The 15,192-nt window shown below is 58.2% G+C and carries 26 protein-coding genes; 1 reads left to right on the top strand and 25 read right to left on the bottom strand.

Annotation, left to right across the window (positions count from 1 at the left end; all coding sequences use genetic code 11):
- Positions 1-132: 132 nt before the first annotated feature.
- The 19 genes from rplQ to rpmC all read right to left on the bottom strand — a co-directional run bounded on the left by rplQ (position 133) and on the right by rpmC (position 10,326).
- Entirely contained in the window at positions 133-552 is a 420-nt protein-coding gene (rplQ, locus tag GZH79_RS03620) for a 50S ribosomal protein L17 (protein WP_211641907.1), read from the bottom strand.
- A 115-nt stretch (positions 553-667) separates the two neighbouring features.
- Entirely contained in the window at positions 668-1,684 is a 1,017-nt protein-coding gene (locus GZH79_RS03615) for a DNA-directed RNA polymerase subunit alpha (protein ID WP_211641906.1), read from the bottom strand.
- A 108-nt stretch (positions 1,685-1,792) separates the two neighbouring features.
- Complete coding sequence (gene rpsK / locus GZH79_RS03610) at positions 1,793-2,185, bottom strand: 30S ribosomal protein S11 (protein ID WP_211641905.1); 393 nt, start codon at positions 2,183-2,185, stop codon at positions 1,793-1,795.
- A 12-nt stretch (positions 2,186-2,197) separates the two neighbouring features.
- On the bottom strand, positions 2,198-2,566 hold the full coding sequence (gene rpsM, locus GZH79_RS03605) for a 30S ribosomal protein S13 (RefSeq protein WP_211641901.1): 369 nt from the start codon (positions 2,564-2,566) through the stop codon (positions 2,198-2,200).
- Positions 2,567-2,772: 206 nt separating this feature from the next.
- Positions 2,773-3,420, bottom strand: a complete 648-nt coding sequence (locus tag GZH79_RS03600; protein ID WP_211641897.1) for an adenylate kinase — start codon at positions 3,418-3,420, stop codon at positions 2,773-2,775.
- On the bottom strand, positions 3,417-4,757 hold the full coding sequence (secY, locus tag GZH79_RS03595; RefSeq protein WP_211641956.1) for a preprotein translocase subunit SecY: 1,341 nt from the start codon (positions 4,755-4,757) through the stop codon (positions 3,417-3,419). The genes GZH79_RS03600 and secY overlap by 4 nt, the downstream gene beginning before the upstream one ends.
- 127 nt (positions 4,758-4,884) lie before the next feature.
- Positions 4,885-5,367 (bottom strand): 50S ribosomal protein L15, encoded by a 483-nt coding sequence (gene rplO, locus GZH79_RS03590; RefSeq protein WP_211641896.1) that lies wholly within the window; start codon positions 5,365-5,367, stop codon positions 4,885-4,887.
- 211 nt (positions 5,368-5,578) lie between these two features.
- The gene (locus GZH79_RS03585) at positions 5,579-5,791 is read right to left on the bottom strand and encodes a DUF1127 domain-containing protein (protein WP_211641895.1); all 213 of its coding nucleotides are present in this window, start codon (positions 5,789-5,791) and stop codon (positions 5,579-5,581) included.
- Positions 5,792-5,976: 185 nt separating this feature from the next.
- Positions 5,977-6,165, bottom strand: a complete 189-nt coding sequence (gene rpmD, locus GZH79_RS03580) for a 50S ribosomal protein L30 (protein WP_211641894.1) — start codon at positions 6,163-6,165, stop codon at positions 5,977-5,979.
- Positions 6,166-6,178: 13 nt separating this feature from the next.
- Positions 6,179-6,781, bottom strand: a complete 603-nt coding sequence (gene rpsE, locus GZH79_RS03575) for a 30S ribosomal protein S5 (protein WP_211641891.1) — start codon at positions 6,779-6,781, stop codon at positions 6,179-6,181.
- Between the two features lie 135 nt (positions 6,782-6,916).
- On the bottom strand, positions 6,917-7,276 hold the full coding sequence (rplR, locus tag GZH79_RS03570) for a 50S ribosomal protein L18 (protein WP_211641890.1): 360 nt from the start codon (positions 7,274-7,276) through the stop codon (positions 6,917-6,919).
- Between the two features lies 1 nt (position 7,277).
- Positions 7,278-7,811, bottom strand: coding sequence for a 50S ribosomal protein L6 (gene rplF / locus GZH79_RS03565; RefSeq protein ID WP_211641889.1), 534 nt, complete (start codon positions 7,809-7,811; stop codon positions 7,278-7,280).
- A gap of 10 nt (positions 7,812-7,821) precedes the next feature.
- The gene (rpsH, locus tag GZH79_RS03560; RefSeq protein ID WP_211641954.1) at positions 7,822-8,214 is read right to left on the bottom strand and encodes a 30S ribosomal protein S8; all 393 of its coding nucleotides are present in this window, start codon (positions 8,212-8,214) and stop codon (positions 7,822-7,824) included.
- A gap of 18 nt (positions 8,215-8,232) precedes the next feature.
- Positions 8,233-8,538, bottom strand: a complete 306-nt coding sequence (rpsN, locus tag GZH79_RS03555; protein WP_211641887.1) for a 30S ribosomal protein S14 — start codon at positions 8,536-8,538, stop codon at positions 8,233-8,235.
- Between the two features lie 21 nt (positions 8,539-8,559).
- The gene (gene rplE, locus GZH79_RS03550; protein ID WP_211641885.1) at positions 8,560-9,123 is read right to left on the bottom strand and encodes a 50S ribosomal protein L5; all 564 of its coding nucleotides are present in this window, start codon (positions 9,121-9,123) and stop codon (positions 8,560-8,562) included.
- On the bottom strand, positions 9,123-9,428 hold the full coding sequence (gene rplX, locus GZH79_RS03545) for a 50S ribosomal protein L24 (protein ID WP_211641882.1): 306 nt from the start codon (positions 9,426-9,428) through the stop codon (positions 9,123-9,125). The genes rplE and rplX overlap by 1 nt, the downstream gene beginning before the upstream one ends.
- A gap of 2 nt (positions 9,429-9,430) precedes the next feature.
- Positions 9,431-9,799: a 50S ribosomal protein L14 gene (gene rplN / locus GZH79_RS03540; RefSeq protein WP_056038981.1), complete on the bottom strand. Its 369-nt coding sequence runs from the start codon at positions 9,797-9,799 to the stop codon at positions 9,431-9,433.
- 83 nt (positions 9,800-9,882) lie between these two features.
- Entirely contained in the window at positions 9,883-10,113 is a 231-nt protein-coding gene (gene rpsQ, locus GZH79_RS03535) for a 30S ribosomal protein S17 (protein ID WP_211641876.1), read from the bottom strand.
- A gap of 3 nt (positions 10,114-10,116) precedes the next feature.
- On the bottom strand, positions 10,117-10,326 hold the full coding sequence (gene rpmC, locus GZH79_RS03530) for a 50S ribosomal protein L29 (RefSeq protein ID WP_211641874.1): 210 nt from the start codon (positions 10,324-10,326) through the stop codon (positions 10,117-10,119).
- Between the two features lie 210 nt (positions 10,327-10,536).
- On the opposite strand from rpmC, the gene GZH79_RS03525 reads away from it, so the two are divergent.
- A complete protein-coding gene (locus tag GZH79_RS03525; RefSeq protein ID WP_211641873.1) occupies positions 10,537-11,217 on the top strand; it encodes a hypothetical protein in 681 nt (226 codons plus the stop codon).
- Here GZH79_RS03525 and GZH79_RS03520 read toward each other — a convergent pair.
- From GZH79_RS03520 to rplB, 6 genes are all read right to left on the bottom strand, one after another.
- Positions 11,198-11,818, bottom strand: coding sequence for a TIGR02466 family protein (locus GZH79_RS03520; RefSeq protein ID WP_211641872.1), 621 nt, complete (start codon positions 11,816-11,818; stop codon positions 11,198-11,200). The genes GZH79_RS03525 and GZH79_RS03520 overlap by 20 nt on opposite strands.
- A gap of 263 nt (positions 11,819-12,081) precedes the next feature.
- Positions 12,082-12,495 carry a 50S ribosomal protein L16 gene (rplP, locus tag GZH79_RS03515; protein WP_056038998.1) on the bottom strand — a complete coding sequence of 138 codons (414 nt, stop codon included), beginning with the start codon at positions 12,493-12,495 and terminating at the stop codon, positions 12,082-12,084.
- Positions 12,496-12,507: 12 nt separating this feature from the next.
- On the bottom strand, positions 12,508-13,224 hold the full coding sequence (gene rpsC / locus GZH79_RS03510; protein WP_211641871.1) for a 30S ribosomal protein S3: 717 nt from the start codon (positions 13,222-13,224) through the stop codon (positions 12,508-12,510).
- Positions 13,224-13,604 (bottom strand): 50S ribosomal protein L22, encoded by a 381-nt coding sequence (gene rplV / locus GZH79_RS03505; protein WP_211641870.1) that lies wholly within the window; start codon positions 13,602-13,604, stop codon positions 13,224-13,226. Before rplV ends, rpsC begins: the two co-directional genes overlap by 1 nt.
- 3 nt (positions 13,605-13,607) lie before the next feature.
- Entirely contained in the window at positions 13,608-13,886 is a 279-nt protein-coding gene (rpsS, locus tag GZH79_RS03500) for a 30S ribosomal protein S19 (protein ID WP_008236480.1), read from the bottom strand.
- Position 13,887: 1 nt separating this feature from the next.
- Entirely contained in the window at positions 13,888-14,730 is an 843-nt protein-coding gene (gene rplB / locus GZH79_RS03495; RefSeq protein WP_211641869.1) for a 50S ribosomal protein L2, read from the bottom strand.
- Positions 14,731-15,192 lie beyond the last annotated feature (462 nt).

The raw sequence follows: 15,192 nt of genomic DNA, 5'->3' as shown, positions 1-15,192 counted from the left end.
TGGATGCAATTCATCAAATATCAGACTTTTAAGCGTTCCGTTCAATTATCCTGCCGTATAGCTCTCACGTATAATCTACTCACAAAAAAAGCCCGCTCTTTCGAACGGGCTCTTTTCGTTGCGTGATCTTGTTTATGCGTCTGCGGTGTCGTCTTCGGCCAGCCGGGCCTTGTCCGATGCGCCCTTTGCATCGCGGTCGCGGTCGACCAATTCGATGATCGCCATCGGGGCCATATCACCGTAACGGAAGCCGGCTTTCAGAACCCGGCAGTAACCGCCCTGACGATCCGCATAACGCGGGCCAAGGATTTCGAACAGCTTGGCCGTGTGAATGTCCTGCTTCAGCTGTGCGTTGGCCATCCGGCGGGCGTGCAGATCGCCCCGCTTGCCCAGCGTGATCAGCTTGTCGATGACGCGCTTGAGTTCTTTGGCTTTCGGCAAAGTCGTTTTGATCTGCTCATGTTCAATGAGCGAGCCAGCCATGTTCGCGAACAGCGCTTTGCGGTGTTCGTGTGTGCGGTTCAGGCGGCGGTATCCACGTGCGTGACGCATGTTAAGTCTCCATTTCGTTTTATGATGGGCCTACGCTGCGGTGACGCGGGCTCCGTTATTGGGGCACCATGCCCAGGGTCGTCATAGGGGCGGGCATATCCCGCCCCCGAATTTTTTAGAACTGGTCTTCGTACTTCTTTGCCAGATCTTCGATGTTGTCTGGCGGCCAATCCTCGACATCCATGCCAAGGTGCAGACCCATGCCTGACAGCACTTCCTTGATTTCATTCAAGGACTTGCGGCCAAAGTTCGGCGTGCGCAGCATTTCAGCTTCGGTTTTCTGAATCAGATCACCGATATAGACAATGTTGTCGTTCTTCAGGCAGTTGGCGGACCGGACAGAAAGTTCCAGTTCGTCGACCTTCTTCAACAACAGCGGGTTGAATTCCAGACCGTCATCGTCGCCACCAGCGTTGGCCGACTCAGGTTCATCAAAGTTGACGAAGACCTGAAGCTGATCCTGCAAGATGCGCGCGGCATAGGCAACGGCATCATCAGGTGACAGCGAACCATCGGTTTCGATCTTCATGGTCAGCTTGTCATAGTCCAGCACCTGACCCTCACGGGTGGGCTGCACGTCATAGCTGACCTTTTTGACCGGGGAATAGATCGCGTCGATTGCAATCATGCCGATCGGCGCATCCTCTGGCTTGTTCTTGTCAGCGGACACGTAACCTTTGCCGGTGTTGACCGTCAGTTCCATGTACAGGTCTGCACCGTCGTCAAGGTGGCAGATCACGTGATCCTTGTTCAGGATTTCGATGCCGGCGGTTTCCGAAATGTCGCCTGCCGTCACGATGCCCGGACCTTTGGCCTGAACGCTCAGACGCTTGGGACCGTCAACGTCCATACGGATGGCGACGCCCTTCAGGTTCAGCACGATGTCTGTGACGTCCTCGCGCACCCCGGAGACGCTGGAAAATTCGTGCAGCACGTTATCGATCTGCACGGCGGTGATGGCGGCACCTTGCAGCGACGACATCAGGATGCGACGCAGCGCGTTACCCAATGTCAGACCAAAACCGCGTTCCAGCGGTTCTGCGATCACGGTCGCCTGACGTGCCGGGTCGTTACCCGGCTTGACGTCCAGTTGCGACGGCTTGATCAGTTCAGCCCAGTTTTTGTGGATCATATGTCCCTCCATCCTTGCCATCCCCTATGTCCGAAGGGTTGACGCTCGAGGTTTCAAAACGGCGCAACGGGGCCGTGCGAACGCACGGCCCCATCGCAACAATCGGGCTTAGACGCGGCGGCGCTTTGGCGGGCGGCAGCCGTTGTGGGCCATCGGGGTCACATCACGGATCGAGGTGATGTTGAAACCAGCGGCGGCCAGCGCACGCAGCGCGCTTTCACGACCGGAACCGGGGCCTTGCACTTCGACTTCCAGCGTCTTCACGCCATGGTCCTGTGCTTTCTTGCCGGCGTCTTCAGCGGCCATCTGGGCGGCATAAGGGGTCGATTTACGCGATCCCTTAAAGCCCATTGTACCGGCAGAGGACCACGCAATCGCGTTGCCCTGAACGTCGGAAATCAGAATCTTCGTATTGTTGAACGAAGAGTTCACATGCGCCACACCAGCGGCGATGTTCTTGGAGACCTTCTTCTTGCCCCCACGACGAGTATCACGTGCCATGATGGAGCCTCCTTATTTCTTCTTGCCAGCGATGGCCTTTGCGGGGCCCTTGCGCGTGCGTGCGTTGGTGTGGGTCCGCTGACCGCGCACCGGCAGGTTACGACGGTGACGCAGGCCACGATAGGAACCCAGATCCATCAGACGCTTGATGTTCATCTGTGTCTCGCGGCGCAGGTCGCCTTCGACTGTCAGATGTTCGTCGATGTATTCACGAACCTTCAGCACTTCGGAATCTGACAGGTCGTTGATGCGACGTGCGCGATCAATCCCGACGGCTTCGCAGATGGCTTCTGCAGTCGTGTTGCCGATACCGGTGATGTAGGTCAGGGCGATGGGAACGCGCTTTCCAGAGGGGATGTTGACCCCAGCAATACGTGCCAAAATAGCAATCCTTTTCGTTGCGGGTCCGTGGTGCCAGACCCTTTTTTCACAACGCGGGCCTACCGATTTTCAAGGCAGGCCGGTGTCATATCTAATCTTCGGGACATCCGGGGTGCGACCCCTTTGGCCAGAATCATTCCCTTTCGGGATGCGCGTTATTAAGAGCGTGACGACAAAGGGTCAACCCCCTGTCAACCCGCCAAAGATCAGGGCAAAGCCACCTTGATCGATGCAGCCACGTCATCCATGGATTGCAGCCCGTCAACCGTGCTCAGATCGCCTTTGGCATAGTAGTAACCGACCAGCGGGCTGGTCTGCTTGTAATAGGCCAACAGCCGGGTTTTCAGGCTTTCTTCGTTATCGTCGGCACGGCGGGTAAATTCCGCCTTTTCACCGCAGTTCGAACAGACACCGTCGGATGGAATTGGTTTTGTCTGGTCGTTATAGACCTCGCCGCAGTTCGCACAGGTCGAACGCGCGGTGATGCGTGCGACAAGCGCTTCGTCGTCGACTTCCATCAAGATTACGCGGTCCAGCTTTTCCCCAAGCTCTGCCAGCAGATTTCCCAGCGCATCCGCTTGGGCCAAAGTGCGCGGAAAGCCATCAAAGATATAGCCGTTGGCGCCGTCATCGTTGGTCAGTTGCTCACGGATCAGGCCAATAACGATCTCATCGGTGACCAGCTCACCACGGTCCATGACTCCGGCGACCATCTTTCCCAGTTCGGTGCCCGATGTGCGGGCGGCGCGCAGCATGTCGCCGGTCGACAACTGCGCCAGGTTTCGTTCTTCGACCAGGCGACGCGCCTGGGTTCCTTTGCCCGCCCCCGGCGGTCCTAACAAGATAATGTTCATCGGCGCGCTGGTCCCCTCCGCTTCGTGCCGCCACGCTTGCCGCGTAACTGTGATTTTTCGATCAGTCCCTCATACTGATGCGCCAACAGATGTGACTGGATCTGCTGGATCGTATCCATCCCTACCGAAACAATGATCAGGACAGAAGTTCCGCCAAAGTAGAACGGAATGGCGAACTGGCTGCGGATGATTTCCGGCAGCAGTGCGACCAAAGCCAGATACCCGGAACCCAAGACCAGAACACGTGTCACCACGTAATCAAGGTATTCCTTGGTCTTTTTGCCGGGCCGGATGCCGGGCACGAAACCGTTCTGGTTTTTCAGGTTTTCAGCGACTTCTTCGGTCTTGAACGCAACTTCACGGGTGTAGAAGTAGGTGAAGAACACGATCATGACGGTAAAGAACAACAGATAAAGCGGCTGCCCCGGCCCGAAATAAGCCAGCACCGTGGACATGATCGGGTTCGTGGACCCGCCCGAAAAGGTGCTGATCGTCGTCGGCAACAACAGTAGTGCGCTTGCGAAAATCGCGGGGATCACGCCAGCCGGGTTCACCTTGATCGGCAGGTGGCTGGACGATCCGTCATAGACCTTCATGCCACGCTGTTGGCGCGGATACTGGATGTGAATCTTGCGCAGGCTGCGTTCCATGAACACCACGAACGTCAGCACGGCGATCACCATGATGATCACGCCGACAATCACGAACGGGCTGATTGCACCGGACCGTCCCTGCGACAGGAACTGCGCCAGCGCTGCGGGCACTTCGGCGATAATGCCGACAAAGATGATCAGCGAAATACCGTTCCCGATACCACGCGCGGTAATCTGTTCGCCCAACCACATCAGGAACATCGTGCCCCCGACAATCGTGATGACGCAGCTTGCAACAAAGAACAGGCCAGGGTCGGCGGCTAGACCGCCCGCCTCCAGCGATTTGGCAAGCCCGTAGGCCTGCGCAGTTGCCAGCACCACCGTGCCATATCGGGTGTATTGGTTCAGCTTGCGGCGTCCCTGCTCGCCCTCTTTCTTGAGGTTCTTCAGCGGCTCCCACATGGCGCCTAGCAGCTGCACGATAATCGACGCCGAAATATACGGCATGATTCCCAGCGCGAAAATGCCCATCCGGGCCAGCGCACCGCCCGTGAACATGGACAGGATACCACCGATGCCAGCCGCGGCGTCATCCATGAAGGCGCGCAATTGCACGCCGTCGATGCCCGGAACCGGAATATAGGTGCCAAGGCGATAGACGCACAAAAGGCCGATCGTGAATAAGATGCGGCTACGAAGCTCTGTCGCCTTACCGAAGGCGCCCCAGCTCATGTTAGCTGCCATTTGTTCTGCTGCGGATGCCATATCAGGCCTCTTGGGATAAGAAAAACGCCGCCAATCGGTTCCCCGGTCGGCGGCGTTTGGAAAACGTTGACCTTACTTAAGACAGGTTGCCCCGTCTCACAAGCGATCAGGCGTCTGCGGCCGCTTTCGGGGCTGCGACGGTCACGGAACCGCCAGCCTTTTCGACGGCTTCAATCGCGCCCTTGGATGCGCCGGTGACGTTCAGCGTGATCTTGGACGTCAGGTCGCCCTTTGCAAGAACACGGATACCGTCCTTTTTGCGGCGCACCAGACCGGATTCGATCAGTGCGTCTTCGGTCAGGTCGGATTTGATATCAATCTTGCCAGCGTCGATGAATTTCTGGATCAGGCCCAGATTCACGACAGAGAATGTCTTGGCGTTGATGTTGTTGAAACCACGCTTGGGCAGACGCTGGTAGATCGGCATCTGGCCGCCCTCGTAGCCCTTGATGGCCACACCGGAACGTGACTTCTGACCTTTGATACCACGGCCACCGGTCTTACCCTTGCCGGAACCTGCACCGCGACCGACACGCTTTCTGCGGTGGTTGGCGCCTGCGTTATCGGACAGTTCATTCAGTTTAAACATGTGTCGCTCTCTCCTTGGCCGGAAAACCCCACCGAAGCGACGGAAACGGGGCACGCGGCATTGCATTGAATCGGTCGCAGGTGCGCCGACTGGCGGCGTATAGCCCCACACCCGTGGCGCGTCAAGAATACCGGGCACGTTTAGGCCCGCCCCAACGCAAAACGCCCCGTCCATCCGGACAGGGCGCTTCATCACGGCTGTGGCCGTCGGTTCAGACGGCGCGTTCGGCTGCTTCGCGGGCGACAGCGGTAATCATGCCGCGCGTCACGCCGATATCGGCCAGTTCGTAATCGGTCATCGCCGAAAGCTCGTCGCGGGTGCGCCGATAGGCGTTCCGGCGCGCGCGAGCATTACGCAGGCTGGTGGCAACGCGTGCCATCAGTGTTTCGTTGCGGATTGCGGTGTTTGTGGTGGTCGTGGTCATCTGTACGTCCTTCGGGTTAGTGCCCGCGTTCTGTGCAGGCCGGTTATCTCTCTCGTGACCTTCAGATACGATCGACCACCCCATTGCACAACGCACAGCAAGGGAAAGCCGCTATGCATATGCTGCAACGCAGAACGCCCGCAGCGGATGACTGCGGGCGTTCAAAAAGCGAGGTAAAGAAAGGCTTAGCCTTTTTCTTCGACGATCTGCACCAGATGCGGGATCGCGTTGACCATGCCGCGGACCGAAGGCGTGTCTTCCAGTTCGCGGGTGCGGTTCATCTTGTTCAGTCCCAGACCGATCAGGGTCTTGCGCTGCTTTTCGGGGCGACGAATGGGCGAACCCACCTGTTTGACGACGATTGTTTTAGCCATTGTCATCTACTCCTTACGCGTCGACGGTTGCGTCGGCTTCGGTGGCGTTGTGGGCCACGTCAGACTGCTGATCGACGGTGTTGTGCTTTGGCATGATGTCCGCGACTTTCTTGCCGCGACGCTGTGCGACATTGCGGGGCGACTGCTCTTTGCGCAGACCGTCCAGCGTGGCGCGGATCATGTTGTACGGGTTCTGGGAACCCAGCGACTTGGACACAACGTCCTGCACGCCCAGCATTTCGAACACGGCACGCATCGGACCACCGGCGATGATCCCGGTACCTGCGGGGGCCTGACGCATCACGACGCGACCGGCGCCATGACGGCCTTCCATGTCGTGGTGCAGCGTCCGGGCGTCCTTCAGGGCGACGCGGATCATGTTGCGCTTGGCGGATTCAGTTGCCTTGCGGATTGCCTCGGGAACTTCTTTTGCCTTGCCCTTGCCGAAACCGACGCGGCCCTTCTGGTCGCCGACAACGACGAGTGCGGCAAAGCCAAAGCGCTTACCACCCTTGACGGTCTTGGACACGCGGTTGATGGCGACCAGACGGTCGGCAAATTCCGGTGCTTGTTCTTCACGGCGGCCACGGCCACCCCGGTTGTCACGTTCTGCCATGTCTGGCGTCCTTTCTGCATGGGCAATCGCGCCCGTTGGTCCGACCGCAGTGCGCAGGCGCGCCCCGGTCATCGAGGACGGATCAAATCACGTCCTTCAGGTTTGACACGGGCGGGGAAATCCCCGCCCGATGCCTTAGATCTTCAGACCAGCTTCGCGGGCAGCATCGGCAACGGCCTTGACCTTGCCGTGGAACAGGAAACCGCCACGGTCAAAATAGGCTTCTTCGACGCCAGCCTTCTTGGCACGCTCGGCAATCGCCGCGCCTACCTTCTTGGCTGCTTCGATGTTGTTCTGGCCAAGGACGCCCAGATCTTTCTCCAGCGTGGAGGCAGAGGCGAGCGTAACGCCGTTCACATCATCGATCAGCTGCACGCTGATGTTCTTGTTGCTGCGGTGCACGCTCAGACGCATGCGGCCAGCGTTGACACTGCGCAGCTTGTTCCGGACGCGCATACGGCGCTTGAGGAACAGGGATCTTTTGCTGTTTGCCATGTTACTTCTTCTTCCCTTCCTTGCGGAAGATGTACTCGTCCTTGTACTTGATGCCCTTGCCCTTATAGGGCTCCGGCTTGCGCCATTCGCGGATGTTCGCCGCGACCTGGCCCACAAGCTGCTGGTCGATACCTTCGACAATGATTTCGGTCTGCTTCGGGGCGGTCACTGTGACGCCCTCCGGCACTTCGAAGTTCACGTCATGGCTGTAACCCAAGGCCAGCTTCAGGACATTGCCCTGCATCTGTGCCCGGTAACCCACGCCGTTGATTTCCAGTTCCTTTCGGAAACCGGTGGTCACGCCCTGCACCAGGTTTGCCACCTGGGTACGGGCCATGCCCCACTGCTGGCGTGCGCGCTTGGACTTGCCGCGCGGTGTGACGCTGACAGCACCGTCTTCGACGGTCAGCGTTACATCGTCAGTTGCCTTAAAGCTGCGGGTCCCTTTCGGGCCCTTCACTTCGACGGTCTGGCCGGAGACTTTCGCCTCAACCCCGGAGGGCAGCTCGACCGGTTTTTTACCAATACGAGACATCAGTCCCTCCTTAGAATACGGTGCAAAGCACTTCGCCGCCAACATTGGCCGCGCGTGCATTTGCATCAGACATCACACCCTTTGGGGTGGAGACAATCGACACACCCAGGCCCTGACGGACGCTGGGCAGGTCATTGACGGCCATGTAAACACGCCGACCGGGCTTGGATACGCGCTTCACCTCTTGGATGACGGGCGTACCTTCGTAGTACTTCAGCTCGATCGAAAAGGCCGGGTGACCGTCCTTGCCGTCTTTCTTTGCGTAACCGCGGATGTAACCTTCGTCAGCCAGCACATCCAGCACCCAGCCACGCAGCTTGGACGCTGGTGTCTCGACGACGGATTTGCCGCGCATCTGACCGTTACGGATACGCGTCAGCATATCACCGATGGGATCGTTCATTGCCATGATATCTCTCCCTTACCAGCTCGACTTGACCATGCCGGGGATCTCGCCGTTGGACCCAAGGTCCCGCAGCGCGATCCGGCTGATCTTCAGTTTGCGATAATATGCGTGCGGACGGCCCGTCAGCTGGCAGCGGTTGTGCAGACGCACCTTGCTGGAGTTGCGGGGCAGTTCGGCCAGTTTCAAGGACGCCTTGAAGCGTTCTTCGACGGGCTTTTCACGGTCGTTGATGATTGCCTTCAGGGCTGCACGCTTATCAGCATACTGCGCCACCAGGCGTTCGCGCTTTTTCTCGCGCTCGATCATGGATTTCTTAGCCATATCTATATCTCCCTGACGCGATCAGCTGTTGAAGGGCATGTTGAAGGCTTTCAACAGGCTCTTGGCTTCGGCATCGGTTGCGGCGGTGGTGCAGATCACAATGTCCATGCCCCAGTTCTCGTCGATCTTGTCGAAATTGATCTCGGGGAAAATGAGGTGTTCCTTGATGCCCGTGGCATAGTTGCCGCGACCGTCAAAGGATTTACCGGACACACCGCGAAAGTCACGGATGCGGGGCATTGCGACGGTGATCAGGCGGTCCAGGAATTCGTACATCCGGTCACCGCGCAGGGTCACCTTTGCACCCAGGGGCATGTCTTCACGGACGCGGAAGCCGGCGATCGACTTCTTGGCACGTGTTGTCATTGCCTTCTGGCCAGCGATCGTCGTCAGGTCTTCCTGCGCCGTCTTCGCTTTTTTGGAATCGCGGACAGCCTCGGCACCGCAGCCGATGTTCAGGACGATCTTGTCCAGACGCGGGATCTGCATGTCGTTGGTATAGCCAAACTCTTCCTTCAGCGCAGCGCGGACGGTGTCACGGTACTGCTGCTTCAGGCGCGGGGTGTAGTTTGCTGTATCAAGCATCAGATTGCATCCCCTGTCGTCTTGGCGAAACGGACCTTGTTGTCGCCGTCCATACGGAAACCGACGCGGCTCGCTTTGCCGTTGGCATCCACAATCGCCAGATTGCTCAGCTGGATCGGCATCGCCTTGGGCGTGCGGCCACCTTCGCTGGACTGGCTTTGCTTCACATGGCGCACGGCCATGTTCACGCCGTCGACCACGGCCTTGCCAGCCTTGGGATCGACGCTTTTGATCTCGCCGGTCAGACCTTTGTCTTTACCAGCCAGAACGATGACCTTGTCACCTTTGCGGAGTTTTGCAGCCATGGTTACAGCACCTCCGGCGCAAGAGAGATGATCTTCATAAAGTTCTTCGCACGCAACTCGCGCACCACCGGCCCAAAGATACGGGTGCCGACGGGTTCGTTGTTGTTGTTCAGAATGACGGCGGCGTTACGATCAAAACGGATCGCGGTGCCGTCTTCACGGAACACTTCCTTGGCGGTGCGCACGACGACAGCTTTACGCACGTCGCCCTTTTTCACGCGGCCGCGGGGGATGGCCTCTTTCACCGAGACGACGATGATATCGCCGACCGATGCGTAACGACGGTGCGAACCGCCGAGCACCTTGATGCACTGAACACGGCGCGCGCCGCTGTTGTCAGCAACATCCAGGTTGGTCTGCATCTGGATCATGTGATGTCCTTTTTCGACCTATGGGGTATGTCCCGATTTCCGACCGGGGCCCCAGGGTTTCGTTGAATTGGGGGTGGACGTCCTTAGGACGCGATCACTTCCCAGCGTTTGGTTTTCGATTTCGGCGCGCATTCCTGAATGCGGACCTGATCGCCGACGTTGAACGCGTTGTTCTCGTCGTGGGCGCGGTACTTCTTCGACTTCCGCACGGTCTTGTGCAGCAGCGGATGCTTGAAGCGACGCTCGACCGACACGGTGACGGTCTGTTCGTTCTGGTTAGAGGTGACAACACCGGACAGGATACGCTTTGGCATTGATTAGGCCTCCGACTTGGCCGCGTCAGCGGCTTTCTGGTTGAGAATCGTTTTCACGCGGGCCGCACCACGGCGCGCATTGCGGATCGCAGCCGTGTTTTCCAGCTGGCCGGTGGCTTGCTGGAACCGCAGGTTGAACGATTCTTTCTTAAGGTTTACAAGCTCTTCCCGTAGCTGATCGGGCGTCTTGTCGCGTAGTTCGTTGGCGCTCATGCCATTTCCTTTCCACATCACTGGAGGGCCCCGAGAGGTCACCCGTCATCCAGTGGAGTTCATGATGAAGGCGCCCAATAGCGGGAATGGCATGGGTTGGCAAGGGTCGATCTAAAGCAGCGCCACGAGATCTACTTTGATGTGGAGAGTATTACTTCCAGCGAAATGAAGGTATGGGGATAGCGAATTGGCGCTTGTATGGACAAATCCATGACGATCAATCAAGAAGATAGCCTTCCAGAGTTCCTAACTGACGACGAAATACTGTTAGTGACACCAGAAGAAGAAGTTGCTGCTTCGCTCGTCATCCATTGTTTTGACCAAGCGGAGTGCATACGATGCCTCAAGTTTGGAGACGACTGGCAAAAGCTTATCAAAGGTCATCTATACTTCGAGAAAGTTTTGTCAGAAATCCTCCGGGGGCAACTTGCTTACCCAGAGGAAATCAAGCTTGCTAGAATTGCATTTCAGCAAAAGCTGCAGTTGATCAGCGCAATGGGCTTACTACCACGTAGCTATATTGCCTCAATTCGATTTTTATCGGGAATCCGTAACAAGCTTGCACACGATCTCGATTTCGAAGTTTCGGACGAGGATAAGTTTAACTTTCTAGGGTTACTCCCGACAGCGCTTAGAGCGGCGATTGAGGAAAAGTCAGCTGAGGGCAAAGACGATTTTGGCGAACCCATTTATCTTTTGCTAAGTGTAACTGAGGCTTACAGGCACCACCTATGGGCGAAGCGCGTTATTGGGAAGAAACGCGTGCTTACACTTCAGAGGGCTGCGGCCAACTACCGAAAGATCGCCAGCGAGGCCGCGGAGACCTTTGAAAACACAAGAGCCGGTCGCGCCGATGCCAGTGTGGGTAATATCACCCCCACCGATAATTGAAACTGACGCTGATCCGGTCCTCTTCGGCCATGTTCATCGGGACCTCGTGGCGCAGCCAGCTTTCCCACAGTAGCACGTCGCCGACCTCTGGTGCGACATAGATGAACTGGCGCAGCGCCTCGTCGGCGTCCTTGGTGCGGGCGGGGGCGGCCATCATCATGGGCAGGCGCGGGTCTTCGAACTTGATCGCGGATGTGCCGGTGGGCATCGCCACATAGGTCGTTCCGGAAATCACCGAATGTGGGTGGATGTGGGCCGTGTGAATCCCGCCTTCGGGCAGAATGTTGATCCACAGGTCTTCCAGCTTCAGCTTCTTGTCGCCCAGATCGAACGACAGGTCGGCGGCAAAGGTTTTCACATGTTTATCAAGCGCCTTTTTCAGCGTCTTGAAGATCGGCATCCGCCACGGCAGGTCCGTCAGCGAGGCATAGGACGTGTACCCAGGAAAGTCGTTTTCTTCGCACCAGTCCTGCCCGGCCTCGTCATCCTCGGCAATCGACAGGCAGGTCGCTTCCAGCTCTGCCGGGTCAATGGGTTTGCCATGCGCGGACAGCGGCGCCTGATACAGGCGGGTCACGAACAGGGATCGGGTCTGGGTCATGGCTGTCATCTTTCGTGTCAGGGCGGAACTGCGGCCACGTCGGCGGCAGCGTTTTTGTAAAATGTCGGGTCTTGTCGCCACTGTTCGGGCCTGAGTTCAACCCCGATCATTGCGCCGCAGGACGATGGGGTAAACCAATTATTTCCAGTGCCACAAGCGTTTGGGCCAGTGCGCTTTTCCGACCGATTGCCAATTGGCAATCGCAATGCAAAAGGCCCCCACCATCTGGCAGGGGCCCTTCGACAGTTAACACAGAACCGGGGTTACCAGTCTTCGCGGACCACGGTGCGGGTCTTGATCGGCAGTTTCATCGCGGCCAGGCGCAGGGCCTCGCGTGCGGTGACTTCGTCGACGCCGTCGATTTCAAACATCACACGGCCCGGCTTGACCTTGGCTGCCCAGAAGTCGACCGACCCCTTACCTTTACCCATCCGGACTTCGACCGGCTTGGAGGTGACGGGCAGATCCGGGAAAATCCGGATCCAGACGCGGCCCTGACGTTTCATGTGACGCGTCATGGCACGACGTGCAGCTTCGATCTGGCGCGCGGTGATACGTTCCGGTTCCAACGCTTTCAGGCCAAAGGTGCCAAAGTTCAGGTCAAACCCGCCCTTTGCTTCACCCTTGATGCGGCCCTTGTGCATCTTGCGGAATTTTGTGCGTTTCGGCTGTAGCATGTGTTCTACTCCTTACCGGTCGCGACGCGGGCCACCAGGACCGCGCGGGATAGCGCCTTCCTGAAGCTCGGCATGTTTGCGATCGTGCGCTTGCGGATCGTGTTCCATGATCTCGCCTTTGAAGATCCAGACCTTGATCCCGATGATACCATAGGGGGTCATGGCTTCGTACAGCGCGTAATCGATGTCGGCCCGCAGGGTATGCAGGGGCACGCGGCCCTCGCGGTACCATTCGGTCCGTGCGATTTCGGCGCCGCCCAGACGACCGGCCAGGTTCACCCGGATACCCAGGCCACCCATGCGCATCGTGTTCTGCACCGCACGCTTCATCGCGCGACGGAAGGACACGCGGCGTTCCAGCTGCTGTCCGATATTTTCGGCCACCAAAGCAGCGTCCAGTTCCGGCTTGCGGACTTCGACGATGTTCAGGTGCAGTTCGGATGCGGTCAGTTTCGCCAGCTTCTGACGCAGACCTTCGATGTCTGCACCTTTCTTGCCGATGATGACGCCCGGACGGGCTGCGTGGATAGTGACGCGGCACTTGCGGTGCGGACGTTCGATGATCACGCGGCTGATGCCGGCCTGCTTGCATTCCTTGCGGATGAACGCCTTGATCGCGAGGTCTTCAAGCAGAAGATCGCCGTAATCCTTGGTGTTCGCGAACCAGCGGCTGTCCCAGGTGCGGTTGACCTGAAGACGCATGCCGATAGGATTAACTTTGTTACCCATTACGCTTGCTCCTCAACTTGGCGCACCAGAATGGTGATTTCAGAGAACGGCTTGACGATCTTGCCGAAACGGCCGCGGGCCCGGGGGCGTCCGCGCTTCATCAACAGGTTCTTGCCCACATAGGCCTCTGCGACGACCAGTTCGTCGACGTCAAGGTTGTGGTTGTTCTCTGCGTTGGCGATGGCCGACTGAAGACACTTCTTCACGTCCTGCGCGATCCGCTTCTTCGAGAAGGTCAGATCGGTCAAGGCGCGTTCGACCTTTTTGCCGCGGATCAGTTCTGCGACAAGGTTCAGCTTTTGCGGGCTGGTACGCAGCATCCGCAGCTTTGCACGGGCTTCGTTGTCGGCCACGCGGCGGGGATTTTTGTCCTTGCTCATGGCTTACTTCCGCTTCGCTTTTTTGTCGGCGGCGTGACCGTAATAGGTCCGCGTCGGTGAATATTCACCGAACTTCTGACCGATCATGTCTTCGCTGACGTTGACGGGGATGTGCTTCTTGCCGTTGTAGACCCCAAAGGTCAGGCCAACGAACTGAGGCAGGATAGTGGAACGACGCGACCAGATCTTGATCACTTCGTTGCGGCCGCTTTCGCGCGATGCTTCGGCTTTTTTCAGCACATAAGCGTCGACGAACGGGCCTTTCCAGACGGAACGAGCCATATTAGCGGCCTTTCTTCTTTTGGTGACGCGTGCGGACGATCAGGCTGCTGGATGCCTTCTTGCGGTTACGCGTCTTGGCGCCCTTGGTGGGTTTACCCCAGGGCGTGACAGGGTGACGACCACCAGAGGTCCGGCCTTCACCACCGCCGTGCGGGTGGTCAATCGGGTTCATGGCGACACCGCGGACCGACGGGCGCTTGCCCTGGTGACGGGTGCGGCCAGCCTTGCCGAAGTTCTGGTTGGAGTTGTCGGGGTTGGACACGGCACCGATGGTGGCCATGCATTCCTGACGCACCAGACGCAGTTCGCCCGAAGACAAACGGATCTGGGCATAACCGCCGTCACGACCGACGAACTGGGCATAGGTGCCGGCGGACCGTGCGATCTGGCCGCCCTTGCCTGCCTTCAGTTCGATGTTGTGAACGATCGTACCGATGGGCATACCGGAAAACGGCATTGCGTTGCCCGGCTTGATGTCGGCGCGCGCGGACGCGATCACCTTGTCACCGATGGACACGCGCTGCGGCGCGAGGATGTAATTCTGGGTGCCGTCTTCGTACTGGATCAGCGCGATGAATGCGGTGCGGTTCGGGTCATATTCGATCCGCACGATAACAGCGGACATGTCCAGCTTGTTACGCTTGAAATCGACGATGCGATAAAGACGCTTTGCGCCCCCACCAATACGACGCGAGGTGATCCGTCCGGTGTTGTTCCGGCCGCCCGATTTCGTCAGACCCTCTGTAAGGGATTTGACGGGACGTCCTTTCCAAAGCTCCGAACGGTCGATTAGCACCAGCCCACGCTGGCCCGGCGTCGTCGGCTTGTACGACTTGAGTGCCATGTTAGCTTCTTCCGTTTGCTTGGCGGACCGAAGGCGCAAGGCACCCCGATCCTGATGTGATAGGCCCCCGTAGGTGCCCGGTTGGTTCGATCAGCCCCGGTTTCCCGCAACCTGATCGGCATAAACACAAAGCCCCGGACGAATCCGAGGCTGGGTGGATGGGCGGCTTATAGGGACGTGCCGCTGGCGTGGCAAGACGGCAGCACAAGAATCTGCGATGGCCCCTATCCGCAGCCCATACCCGCAGAATTACAGACACGTGAAAAGCACTGCGGCGCCCGGTTTCATCCGGGCGCCGCAGAATTAAAACATTGGATCAGAAGTGGAAACGCACCTCTGCCGTGGCACCATGACTACGGATGTCATCGCCAAACCGCGCGTCAAGCCGCAGCTGCGTGTCAACCTGCGCAAACGGACCCTCGTTCATCAGTTTTGTGAATGTTCCTTGCAACATGCGCGGCC

Origin of the sequence: Loktanella sp. SALINAS62 (assembly GCF_018263905.1) — a bacterium.
Lineage (GTDB): Bacteria > Pseudomonadota > Alphaproteobacteria > Rhodobacterales > Rhodobacteraceae > Loktanella.
The sequence above is the reverse complement of the archived record's forward strand: the minus strand, read 5'-3'. Positions and strand labels throughout refer to the sequence as shown.